Here is an 11,184-nt window from a genome sequence, read left to right as displayed (position 1 = left end):
CGTTCCAGTCCCGCGTTGCGGGTACCGGACGGTCGTCACGAGACTAGCTCACTCCTCGCGGCGCCTGCGACGCCCGCCTTCGGCCGGGCCGGACTGAAACCGCGCCAGCAGCTCATTCACCGACTGTCCGTCGGCATGGTGTCCGTTCGCCGGCTCAGGTTCCGCTTCGCTGCCGTGCCGTGAAGCCCGCCGGGGCGGCGTCGGTGGTTGCGAGGATTCTGTGGCCAATGCCGGGGACGCCGGTGCCGCCGGGGAGCGGCCGGGATCGGCGATCTCCGCTGCGGCGGAGTGCCGGCCACGGGGCGGCTCGGGAGCCTGAGCCGCCGACATTGCGGGGGCCGCCGGCGGGGCCGGTTCGGCAGGCGCCGGGGCCGGTTCGGGGGCCTCCGGCGGCGTTGCCTCGGGGGCGTTCGGCGGGGTTGCTTCGAGCATTGAATCAGGTGCGCGACGCCTGCCGACATACTCCGTCGTGGCGCCGTTCTGAGCGATGGGCGCAGCCCAGTTGCTGCCGGGGGCGCCGGCGGGAATCCACTGCCCCTCGGCGGGAGCCGGTTGCCAACCCGTGGCCGCAGGCTCGACTGCCGGTGCAGGCGTGCTCGCCGGCTCGGGTTCAGGGGCTTCGATCGTGGGCGAGGGCTGCATCGGCGGCATCGCCGGCGGCGGTGGGGGCGGCGCCCAGGTCGACGGCGGCTCGGGCTGCCTGCGTGCGGCCGGTTGCGGCTCGGGTCGGGGTTGCGGCTCCGGCCGGGGCGCAGGTTGCGGCTCAGGTCGGGGCTCAGGTCGAGGCGCAGGTTGCGGTTCTGGCCGAGATACGGGTTGTGGTTCAGGCCACGGCTGGGGCCTGGGCTCCGGCTGACGGGGGGCCTCCTGCTGACGCGGGGCCTCCTGCTGACGCCGTCGGCGCCGGGCCTGTTCACCGGCAGGCATCGGTCGCGACGGCAGACGATGCGCACCACCCGAGGTCGCCCAGTCGTTCTCCGGCGGATGCGGTTCGGCCGGAACATCGATGATCGGGCTTTCCTCGGTCCGCGAAATCCGAATGTCGGTGACCTCGACCGGCGGCACGTCCAGGCGGCTGGCGGTCACCCGGCCCGCGGTGCGCACGGCGCTCTTGTCGGTCTCGATCGCCGGGCGGTGCACCAGGTCCGTGTCGAACAGGATCTCCAGGTTCGCCCGCAACGCGGCCAGCTCTGAGCGCAGCGCGGCAACCTCGTCGGCGGCCTGCGCGCGCAACTCGGAGGCCAGCTCCCGGCGCAGCTCGGTCTCGACGGTCAGCTCGTACTCCCGCCGCGCCGAGATCTCCCGATCCAGCTGCAGGTCGTAGACGAACTTCAGGTCCCGGGCCTTGGCCTGGTCCAGGTCACTCTGACGCCGGTAGATGACGGAGACGAAGGCCGCCACCACCGCAGCCCACAGGGCCAGGATGACTGCGAGCTTCAGCAACTCGACGCGATCGGTGAACACCAATGCGGAACTGGCCAGAATGGCGAGTACCAGCAATACCGTTAAGAGCAGCCAGCCTGGCCTTCGGCCGCCGCGCCGTGGCCGACCACCGCGGGGCAGAACGGTCATGCGCCGACTGTACCCGTCACCGGTCATCTAGCCTGGCGACCACCGCGGCGATTCGGCCAAACTACCTCAGACAATCCGTCACTCAGGCGCAGTGTCCCCGTTGTCCGGCGGTTCCTCGGGGGACTTGCAACAGTGCTGCAGCCACACCGCCGCGACAGCCAGAGCCAGGGCACTGACCGCTGCCACCGCCGCGCCCGGAGTGTCCTCGCCGGCCACCCGCAGTTCGCCCCGTCGGGGCAGCAGGTACACCAGCACACCGATCCACCAGCCCGCGACGATGGCGCCTACCCAGGCCGAGGCCTTGGCGATCACGACCGACCGGGCCACCGTGAGCGGGTGCAACCGGCCCCCGCCAACCCCGATCTGGCCGTCGTTGATCTTGGCCCGCACGTAGAACGCCCAGCCCGCCTCGACGAGCGCGACCGCCAGCAGCGAAAGCCCGGTCCACAACGTCACCGGCGGGAACCACCGGTAGAGCACCCCGATCAGCACGTAGCCGACGATGGCGACGACGGCGACCGCGCCGGCCAGGTCACGCTTGCGGGTGGGGCCCATCAGTCCGCCACCGGTCCAGTGCCGAAGTCCAGCGCCAGGTCGGTGCGCCTGACCCCGGCCCGCTCGGCCGGATCGATCTCCTCCAGCAGGTGCGCCACCCGACGGGACCGGCCGGCCACCGTCAGCGTGGCATCCGGATCCACGACCAACCACGGGATCAGGACGAACGCGCGCAGGTGAGCAAGCGGATGCGGCAACGTCAGGTCGTCGTCATGGGAAAGCACCTCAACGTCACCGTCATGGCAGGTCACCAGGTCGACATCGAGGGTGCGCGGGCCCCACTTCTGCTCCCGGACCCGGTCCGCCGCCTGCTCGAGCCGCTGGCCGCGGCACAGCCAACCGTGTCCGTCGAGGTCGGGATCATCGGCGATCAGCACCGCGTTCAGGAACGGGCCCTGCTCGACTCCGCCCCAGGCGTCGGTCTCGAACACCGGCGACACCGCGCGCACCGCACTCCCGAGGCCGTCGACCACCGACTGCAACCGGGCCAGCCGGTCGCCGAGATTCGACCCGATCGACAGGACAGTGGTGGTCACAGCGTGCCCCTGCGGGACCGCCGGGCCACCACGGCGACATCGTCGAAGGCCAGCGGAATCGGGGCGCTGGGCTTGTGCACGACAACCTCGACCGCGTGCAGGCGCTCGTCGATCATGATGGCGTCGGCGATTTCGGCGGAGACCGTCTCGATCAAATTGCGCGGCGGGCCCGCGACGATGTCAGCTGCCTGCTGGGCCAGTGCGCCGTAGTCGAGGGTGTCGGCCAGATCGTCGGTGGCCGCCGCGCGGCGCAGGTCCACCCACGCCGTGATGTCGACGACGAACTCCTGGCCATCGCGGCGCTCATGGTCGAAAACCCCGTGATTGCCGCGAACCCGCAAGCCGCGCAACTCAATTCGATCAGCCAACCCGACCTCCAGATTCCCAGGCTTCCAACACGGCGAGCGCGTCGACGGAGGCCACCACATCGTGCACCCGAACACCCCAGGCACCGTGCTGGGCGGCCAGCATCGAGATCGCCGCGGTGGCGGTCTCCCGGCCGTCCGGTGGCCGCGGTGTCCCATCTTGTGCGGCCAGCAATGCACCCAAGAAACGTTTGCGTGACGCACCGACCAACACCGGGATCCCGGTGTCGATGAATTCGGGCAGCGCACGCAGCAAGGCCCAGTTGTCCTGGGCGGTCTTGGCGAATCCCAGGCCCGGGTCGATGATCAACCGCTGCGGGTCGACACCCGCGGCGACCGCGGCATCGACAGCGGCCAGCAGCTCGGCGCGGACCTCGGCCACCACGTCGCCGTAACCCGGGGCGTGGTGGGGCTGCTCGGCACTGACCGAACGCCAGTGCATCAGGATCCACGGCACCTTCGCCTCGGCGAGCAGGGGCGCCATGTTCGGGTCGGCGCGTCCGCCGGACACGTCGTTGACGATCTGCGCGCCGCTTTCCAGGGCGACCTTCGCCACGTCGGCATGCATGGTGTCGATACTGACGGCGATCCCTTGGGAGGCAAGCGCTTCGATCACGGGAGCGACGCGGGCCGCTTCCACGCCAGGGTCAACCCGCACCGCACCGGGGCGGGTTGATTCCCCGCCTACATCGATGATCGCGGCGCCGGCGGCAGCGAGCGCCAGCCCGTGTGCGACAGCGCGGTCACGGTCGATGAACTTGCCGCCGTCGGAAAACGAATCGTCGGTCACGTTCACCACGCCCATGACCTGCACACGCGTTCCGCGAGGGACAATCGGGCTGGGGAGGTTCACTTCCGCAGGATAAGTTCCAGCGCCTCGGCCCGGGATGCCTTGTCGGTCTTGAATTGTCCGCGCACCGCCGAGGTGGTGGTGACCGCGCCGGGTTTGCGGACGCCGCGCATGGCCATGCAGAGGTGCTCGGCCTCGATCACAACGATTGCCCCGCGCGGGTCGAGCTTGCGCATGAGCGCATCGGCGATCTGGGCGGTCAGGCGTTCCTGCACCTGCGGGCGCTTCGAGTACAGGTCGACCAGGCGGGCGATCTTCGACAGCCCGGTCACCCGGCCGTCGACCCCGGGGATGTACCCGACATGGGCCACCCCGTGGAACGACACCAGGTGGTGTTCACACGTGGAGTACAACGGGATCTGCTTGACCAGCACGAGTTCGTCGTGTTCCTCGTCAAAGGTCGTGTTGAGCACCGCGTCCGGGTCGGTGTAGAGCCCGGCCATCAGCTCTTTGTACGCACGCGCCACGCGGGCCGGGGTTTCGAGCAGACCCTGACGGTCAGGGTCCTCACCGATGGCGATCAGCAGCTCACGCACCGCCGCCTCGGCCCGCGGTTGGTCGAACACCCGCGTGGTCGTATCGGTGTTGTTGTGATGCTCGCGCAGCGACTGCGACATCGAAGCCTCCGTTCTCGGATCAGCCGTGGGCCGGTGGGTTGGACCGGTCGGCCCGCTCGGGACCGCCATCCTGACTCGCCTCCTCATTGGGGGCGGGCTGGCCGGGATGAGGATAGGGCTGATACGGGTACGGCTGGGGCTGTTGCCATCCCGACGGATGCGGCGGGGGGTACCAGTAACCCTGCTGCTGCTGGGGCGGCTGGTATCCCGGCTGCGACGGCGCGGGCGGCCAGCCCGGGGCGTGCCAACCGGCCGGTGCGCCGTAGTCGGGCTGGGTCGAACCGTTCGGCGGCGCACCATTGGTGCCGGCACCGTTGGTCTCGTTGGCCCGCTCGGCCTCTCGGCTGGCGGCAGCGATGGCGGCCTTGAACGCCGGCTCGGGGACCGGCGGCGGCCACGGCTCGCCACGCTCGATGGCGATCTCGCCCGGCGTCTTGATCGGCGGCTTGTCCGACGGCACCCGGCCACCGAAGTCGTCGAACATGGTCAGCCGGGGACGCTTCTTCACGTCACTGAAGATGGCCTCCAACTCGGCGCGGTGCAGTGTCTCCTTCTCCAGGAGCTCACCGGCCAAGGTGTCGAGCACATCGCGATACTCGGTGAGGATCTCCCACGCCTCGGTGTGAGCGGCCTCGATGAGCTTGCGCATCTCATCGTCGATATCGCGGGCGACGTCGTGGGAGTAGTCCGGCGTGGTGCCCATGGTGCGGCCCAGGAACGGGTCGCCGTGCTCGGTGCCGTATCGCACGGCGCCCAGCTTGGAGCTCATGCCGTACTCGGTGACCATGGCGCGCGCGATCTTGGTGGCCTGCTCGATGTCGGACACCGCACCTGTCGTGGGCTCGCGGAAGACCAGCTCCTCGGCGGCGCGGCCACCCATGGCGAACACCAGCCGGGCGATCATCTCCGAGCGGGTCATCAGACCCTTGTCGTCCTCGGGGACTGCGACGGCGTGGCCGCCGGTGCGACCGCGGGCCAGGATCGTCACCTTGTAGATCGGTTCGATATCGGGCATCGCCCACGCGGCCAGGGTGTGCCCGCCCTCGTGGTACGCGGTGATCTTCTTTTCCAGCTCGCTGATGATGCGGCCCTTGCGGCGTGGTCCGCCGACGACGCGGTCGACGGCCTCTTCCAGCGCCGCACCGGTGATGACGGTGCCGTTCTCGCGGGCGGTGAGCAGTGCGGCCTCGTTGATGACGTTGGCCAGGTCGGCACCGGACATGCCGACGGTGCGCTTGGCCAGCCCGTCCAGGTCGGCGTCGGGGGCGATCGGCTTGCCCGCCGAGTGCACCTTGAGCACCGCGCGACGGCCGGCGAGGTCGGGGTTGGACACCGGGATCTGCCGGTCGAAGCGGCCCGGACGCAGCAGGGCCGGGTCGAGGATGTCGGGCCGGTTGGTGGCCGCGATCAGGATGACGCCCTGGCGGTCGCCGAAGCCGTCCATCTCGACGAGCAACTGGTTCAGCGTCTGCTCACGCTCGTCGTGGCCGCCGCCCATGCCGGCGCCGCGCTGACGACCGACGGCGTCGATCTCGTCGACGAAGATGATGCAGGGGCTGTTGGCCTTGGCCTGCTCGAACATGTCGCGCACCCGGGAGGCGCCGACACCGACGAACATCTCGACGAAGTCCGAACCGGAGATCGTGAAGAACGGAACGCCGGCTTCACCGGCGACCGCGCGGGCCAGGAGGGTCTTACCGGTTCCGGGCGGGCCGTACAGCAGCACACCCTTGGGGATCTTGGCGCCCAGCGCCTGATACCGGCTCGGGTTCTGCAGGAAGTCCTTGATCTCGTAGAGCTCCTCGACCGCCTCGTCGACACCTGCGACGTCGGCGAATGTGGTCTTGGGCATGTCCTTGCCCAGCTGCTTGGCCTTCGACTTGCCGAAGCCGAAACCCATCCGGCCGCCGCCCTGCATCCGGGAGAACATCACGAACAGGCCGACCAGCAACAGCAGCGGCAGCATGTAGATCAGCATCGAGCCGAGGAAGCTGCCCTGATTGACAGTGGTGCCGAACTTGATGTGCTTGGCATCCAGCTGATCGGCCAGCTTGATGGCATAGCCGGTCGGGTACTTGGTGATGACCTTGTCGGAATTCTCGGTCTCGTCTTTGCCGCTCTTCAGATCGAGACGCAGCTGCTGTTCGCGGTCGTCGATCTGGGCGTTGTTGACGTTGTCGGCATTGATCTGCGCCACCGCCACCGAGGTGTCGACGGGTTTGTAGCCGCGGGTGTCGTCGCTGAAATAGAGAAACGACCAGCCCAGCAACAGCACGACCGCGATCACGGTCAGCGTACGGATCACATTTTTGCGGTTCATCGATCACTCGGCCGAGTTCGGCCCGGTCCTTCCAACGTGCGCAGTTGAGACATTCAAGGCTACCGCTAGACCAACGTCCGGCAGTTCCCGACGGTATCCAGCCCCACTACACATACTGGAAGCACTACTGCCGGCGGGCGATACCGGCCACTTCTGCGATGACATCGGCATACCAGCGGAAGAGGTTTCAACGGCTCGGGCTGATCGTCGCGCAGCAGGTCTGACCAGCAGTCCGCGACCGCAGCGCGGGCCACGGCACCGATCCATGGCTGCGGCAACAGTTGGGGTGGCAGCAGCGGATCCGGCTCCACCGCCCGGGTGAACTCCGCGGCCAGCTCGATCGCGACGCCGAGTCGGACGGCGCGGGTGGCGCGGGGCAGCGCACGCACCGATCGCTGGGCGGTCGCCAGGAGTCGCCGGTGGCCATCCGCGATGGCCTCCAGCGGCCACAGCGCTCCGGCCAGCGCCTGCGGCTCGGTGACTCCCCCGACGTCGAGGTCGGTTGTGGTGAGGATGGTGACCCGGTCGGAGACGCCCAATCGGTCGGCCGCAGCCCGCACGTGCGGCTCCCACGCGTTGGGCGATACATAGAGTCCGCCCTGGATGGGTGCGCCGCCCAACCGGAGAACGGCATCGCGCATCGCGTCGCGGGCCGCGCGGGCCGACTCACCGATCGCGAAGGCCACCACATGCCATTCGTGGTCCCAGTCGGCCTGCCCGCGGTCCTGCGCGTACATGTAGCGGACGAACTCGAGGTCCGGCTCGATGGTGCTGCGGACCTCGGGAGTCGCGCGTAACACCGCCTTCCGCCCGCGGCCGTCCTGAACGAACTGCCCTTCGGCGACGAGGCGCTTGATGCACAACCTGACCTGCTGGTCACTCATGCCGAGGGTGTTGGCGACTTCGTAGAGTTCGCCCGCGTCGACCGTGGCATCCTCGCGGATCAGGCTCTCCACGAGGGTGCGGGTCGGGACGGCACGGTCGGCGTCGGTGCTCGCCTCAGGGCTCATCGGTACTCCTGCTCCGTCACGATCAGCGGCGGTGAACCGTTGCGGCCGAGCTCGCGATCGAGGTCGGCGAAGAAGCGCTCGCTGCTCATCACCGCATCGGGTGGGTGTACACCGGCCCGCCGTGCGGTGCCGTCGACGACCTGGGACATGCCGAGCGCCAAGGGAATTCCGGTGGCGCGGGCCATGTCCGTCAGCAGTGCGCCAATGCCGGCCTCACCGCTGAGGTGGGCCAGCACCGCCACCTCGCGGCCCTGCCGGTCACCGTAGGCCACCGCGAAGAACGGCGGCAGCGTGCCGGGGCCCTTGTTCAGCACCGCACGCGGCAGCGACCGGATGACGGTGGTGAGATGCGGCTTGGCGACGCGACGTGCGGCGGCCTCGTTGGTGAGCCTGCCGCTGTCGATGTCGCGCCGCAACACGTCGAGAAAGGCGACCGCCGACGGCGTGACGACCATGAGGTTGGCCGATTCCCCGGTCGGTTTGAGGGTGCGTTGCAGCGTAACGGGTTCGGGGTGTCCGACGGTGTAGGCAGTGCCGCGACGTCCGCCGGGCAGCTCGAGTGTCACCGGACGCAACGGCGGTTGTTCGGTCAATGAACCTGCCCGCACCGCTGTGATGGTGCCACTGCTCTGCTGCATCCAATGAACTGCGGCCGCGGTCGGTGATCCGTCCGGGCCGATCAGCTGGTCGCCGCTGTCCTCGATCCCGGCTGTCACGTCGACCGGCCAGGCGGTGTACACGTCGCGCACGGTGTCGAGCGGAGCCGCTGCCGTCGCGGCGAGCAGGTTGCTCACGCCAGGGCTGGCGCCCATGCCGATCACGGCAGTCACCCCCGCCGCACGGGCCGAGGCGTCGAGTTCGAGCATCTGCACCGTGGGTTCCCAGTCGTCGCAGATGTCGAGATAGTGCGTCCCGGTGTCGATCGCGGCACGCAACACCTCCAGGCCGAAGCGGTAGTAGGGGCCGACGGTGTTGAGCACCAGGTCGACCTCGGCGAGGGCGCTGCGGAGTTCGGTGCCATCGGTGACGTCGACCCGGCGGGCGACGGTCGGCACCGGCGCTCCCACCAACTCTCGGGCGACGCGCTCGGCCGCCGCGAGATCGCGGTCGGCGATCACGATCCGCTCCACGTCTCCGGAGAACGCTGCGGTCCGCACCGCTGCGGCACCCATCGCTCCGGCTCCGCCCAGCGCGAGGACTCTCATGGTGTGCTCCTGTCAGGAAGATGATCGACGAACTCCCGCAGGGAGTCGAGGTAACCGGGTGCGTATAGCGAGCGCGGCGCGAACACGGCCACCAGGAACGAACGGAACCCCTGGTGATGGTCGAGCCGGGCCTTGGCGATGCTGTGCGAGGCGTCCGGGAACTTCTGGACGGCGAGTCGATCCGGCGGCAGCTGCGCGCGATAGACCCGCTCAGTTTCGGCGACGTCGACGTTGCGGTCGTCCGCGCCGAGCATCAGCAGCACGGGAACCTTTATCCGGGGCAGTACCGAAGTGACATCGGACAGGTAGTTGGCGCTCACGAACCGCCAACGGTCGGCGGACATCGGCGGGTCGTCGATGCCGCTCGCGACGTACCGGTCGTAGTCGGCGCCGGCACGCAACAGCCGCACCGATTCGGCCCGGCGTTTCAGCGCGGCGGCGATCTCGGGGCTGCCCGCTCCCTGTGCCCGAAGTTCGGCCAGCAGGTTGAATTCGCCCTGACGCAGCCAGTTGACCGCCGGCCCGACCAGGATCATGAACCGCAGCTCGGGGTGGTTCGCGGCCACCTCGGGCAGCACCCAGCCGGCCTGACTGATCCCCCACACCCCGATGCGGTGCGGGTCGATATCACCGCGGCCGCGCGCCCAGGTCAGCACAGCCTCGGTCTCGACGGCACGGTCATGCATGCTCTGGTACAGCCAATTGCCCGGCGCCCCTTCGATTCCGGGCTTGTTCCAGGACACCGAGGCGTAACCGGCCCGGGCGAACGACTCCCACAGCGGCCGGTAGAACGAATCGCGCGACGCGTCAGCGGGGCCATCGCCGTGCACGAAAACCACCAGACCGTAGGGCTTCTCCCCGCGGGTCGGCAGCGCCAGGATCGCGTCGAGCGGCTGCGTCGACCCGGGTATCGCCACATGCTCCTCGGTGATGTCGAAGTCGTTCTGACACAGGATCACCGCACCGAGTGCAGCCGCGACAACGCAGCAGACGGCGATCACCCGGACGCACACGCGAAGCATTAATCTATCGTATCTCATACGGTCGTTTTTGTTTTGATAGTTTTGAATCGGCAGGCTTACGCAGCCGTCGATCGTGTGCTTGGGTGAGATCGTGCTCACACCAACCGAACGGTTAGTCGATACAAATGGCGTGACATTGACGGTGACCGAGGCGGGTGAACGCGGAAATCCGGTGGTGGTGCTGGCCCACGGATTCCCCGAGCTCGCGTACTCGTGGCGGCACCAGATCCCGGCGCTCGCGGCGGCCGGCTATCACGTACTGGCCCCTGACCAGCGCGGCTACGGCGGTTCATCGCGACCCGAAGACATCGACGCCTACAACATCGTTGAGTTGACCGCCGACATCGCCGGCCTGCTCGATGACGTCGGTGCCGAGCAGGCGGTGCTCGTCGGCCACGACTGGGGTTCGCCCGTCGCGACCAACTTTCCGTTGTTCTACCCCGACCGGGTCAGAGCAGTCGTGGCCATGAGCGTGCCGCCGGTACCGCGAGCGCCCGCGCCCCCGACGCAGATCTGGCGCAAGATCGTCGGGGACAACTTCTTCTACATCCTGTACTTCCAGGAACCCGGTGTCGCCGACGCCGCGCTGGGCGCCGACCCGCGGCAATCATTGCGCCGGATGCTCTCGATGGAAGGCATCAGTGCGCCCCCGGAAAGCCTGTCGGGACGCCCGTTGCCGCCGCTGCCGGACTGGATCAGCGCCGACGAGTTCGAGCGCTACGTGCAGGCCTACACCGAGAACGGATTCACCGGGCCGCTGAACTGGTACCGCAACTTCGACCGGAACTGGGAGCTGACCGAAAACACTCCCGCATCGACCATCACGGTGCCCACCCTGTTCCTGGCAGGTACCGCGGATCCGGTACTGGGCTTCACCCCGCGCGACCGGGTGCACGACGTGGTCACCGGCGACTACCGCGAGGTGCTGCTCGACGGCGCCGGGCACTGGCTGCAGCAGGAACGACCCGACGAGGTCAACAAAGCGCTCTTGGAGTTCCTGGGAGGTCTGCGGTGAGTGGGCCAATCCCCCACCACCGCACTGCAATACGACACGGACCGGGTCGGGGCGCGGGACCGCCTCGGCTGCGACCGGCACTGCAAAGTCCTGGTGACCGCGTGACGTCCCGGTAGG

At 68.7% G+C, this 11,184-nt stretch carries 10 protein-coding genes and 1 pseudogene; 1 reads left to right on the top strand and 10 read right to left on the bottom strand.

The features are described 5' to 3' along the window. Positions 1-48: 48 nt before the first annotated feature. From ACZYZ7_RS17265 to ACZYZ7_RS17220, 10 genes and pseudogenes are all read right to left on the bottom strand, one after another. Complete coding sequence (locus ACZYZ7_RS17265) at positions 49-1,572, bottom strand: DUF6779 domain-containing protein (RefSeq protein ID WP_463741397.1); 1,524 nt, start codon at positions 1,570-1,572, stop codon at positions 49-51. Between the two features lie 78 nt (positions 1,573-1,650). Further along, a complete protein-coding gene (locus tag ACZYZ7_RS17260) occupies positions 1,651-2,127 on the bottom strand; it encodes a DUF3180 domain-containing protein (protein WP_450072404.1) in 477 nt (158 codons plus the stop codon). Further along, on the bottom strand, positions 2,127-2,663 hold the full coding sequence (folK, locus tag ACZYZ7_RS17255) for a 2-amino-4-hydroxy-6-hydroxymethyldihydropteridine diphosphokinase (RefSeq protein WP_450072403.1): 537 nt from the start codon (positions 2,661-2,663) through the stop codon (positions 2,127-2,129). Before folK ends, ACZYZ7_RS17260 begins: the two co-directional genes overlap by 1 nt. Then, on the bottom strand, positions 2,660-3,031 hold the full coding sequence (gene folB, locus ACZYZ7_RS17250; RefSeq protein WP_450072402.1) for a dihydroneopterin aldolase: 372 nt from the start codon (positions 3,029-3,031) through the stop codon (positions 2,660-2,662). The genes folK and folB overlap by 4 nt, the downstream gene beginning before the upstream one ends. Further along, positions 3,024-3,833, bottom strand: coding sequence for a dihydropteroate synthase (folP, locus tag ACZYZ7_RS17245; protein WP_450072447.1), 810 nt, complete (start codon positions 3,831-3,833; stop codon positions 3,024-3,026). Before folP ends, folB begins: the two co-directional genes overlap by 8 nt. Positions 3,834-3,877: 44 nt before the next feature. Continuing rightward, on the bottom strand, positions 3,878-4,495 hold the full coding sequence (gene folE / locus ACZYZ7_RS17240) for a GTP cyclohydrolase I FolE (RefSeq protein ID WP_450072401.1): 618 nt from the start codon (positions 4,493-4,495) through the stop codon (positions 3,878-3,880). A gap of 19 nt (positions 4,496-4,514) precedes the next feature. Further along, positions 4,515-6,815, bottom strand: a complete 2,301-nt coding sequence (gene ftsH / locus ACZYZ7_RS17235; RefSeq protein WP_463741396.1) for an ATP-dependent zinc metalloprotease FtsH — start codon at positions 6,813-6,815, stop codon at positions 4,515-4,517. 124 nt (positions 6,816-6,939) lie between these two features. Beyond that, positions 6,940-7,825: pseudogene (locus ACZYZ7_RS17230) on the bottom strand (PaaX family transcriptional regulator C-terminal domain-containing protein). Then, positions 7,822-9,030: a saccharopine dehydrogenase family protein gene (locus ACZYZ7_RS17225; protein ID WP_463741395.1), complete on the bottom strand. Its 1,209-nt coding sequence runs from the start codon at positions 9,028-9,030 to the stop codon at positions 7,822-7,824. Before ACZYZ7_RS17225 ends, ACZYZ7_RS17230 begins: the two are co-directional and overlap by 4 nt. Next, positions 9,027-10,052: an alpha/beta hydrolase family protein gene (locus ACZYZ7_RS17220; RefSeq protein WP_463741394.1), complete on the bottom strand. Its 1,026-nt coding sequence runs from the start codon at positions 10,050-10,052 to the stop codon at positions 9,027-9,029. The genes ACZYZ7_RS17225 and ACZYZ7_RS17220 overlap by 4 nt, the downstream gene beginning before the upstream one ends. 91 nt (positions 10,053-10,143) lie before the next feature. Here ACZYZ7_RS17220 and ACZYZ7_RS17215 point away from each other — a divergent pair, with 91 nt between their 5' ends. After that, complete coding sequence (locus ACZYZ7_RS17215) at positions 10,144-11,067, top strand: alpha/beta fold hydrolase (RefSeq protein WP_463741393.1); 924 nt, start codon at positions 10,144-10,146, stop codon at positions 11,065-11,067. The last annotated feature ends 117 nt before the right edge of the window (positions 11,068-11,184 follow it).

It is taken from the genome of Mycobacterium sp. IDUB_17 (genome assembly GCF_055419465.1).
Note: the sequence above shows the minus strand (reverse complement) of the source record. Positions and strands in the feature narration are given on the sequence as shown.

Coding starts and splice junctions, on each gene's coding strand:
- ACZYZ7_RS17265 (WP_463741397.1), bottom strand. CDS start 1,572: ATGACCGTTCTGCCCCGCGGTGGTCGGCCACGGCGCGGCGGCCGAAGG.
- ACZYZ7_RS17260 (WP_450072404.1), bottom strand. CDS start 2,127: ATGGGCCCCACCCGCAAGCGTGACCTGGCCGGCGCGGTCGCCGTCGTC.
- folP (WP_450072447.1), bottom strand. CDS start 3,833: ATGGGCGTGGTGAACGTGACCGACGATTCGTTTTCCGACGGCGGCAAG.
- folE (WP_450072401.1), bottom strand. CDS start 4,495: ATGTCGCAGTCGCTGCGCGAGCATCACAACAACACCGATACGACCACG.
- ftsH (WP_463741396.1), bottom strand. CDS start 6,815: ATGAACCGCAAAAATGTGATCCGTACGCTGACCGTGATCGCGGTCGTG.
- ACZYZ7_RS17225 (WP_463741395.1), bottom strand. CDS start 9,030: ATGAGAGTCCTCGCGCTGGGCGGAGCCGGAGCGATGGGTGCCGCAGCG.
- ACZYZ7_RS17220 (WP_463741394.1), bottom strand. CDS start 10,052: ATGCTTCGCGTGTGCGTCCGGGTGATCGCCGTCTGCTGCGTTGTCGCG.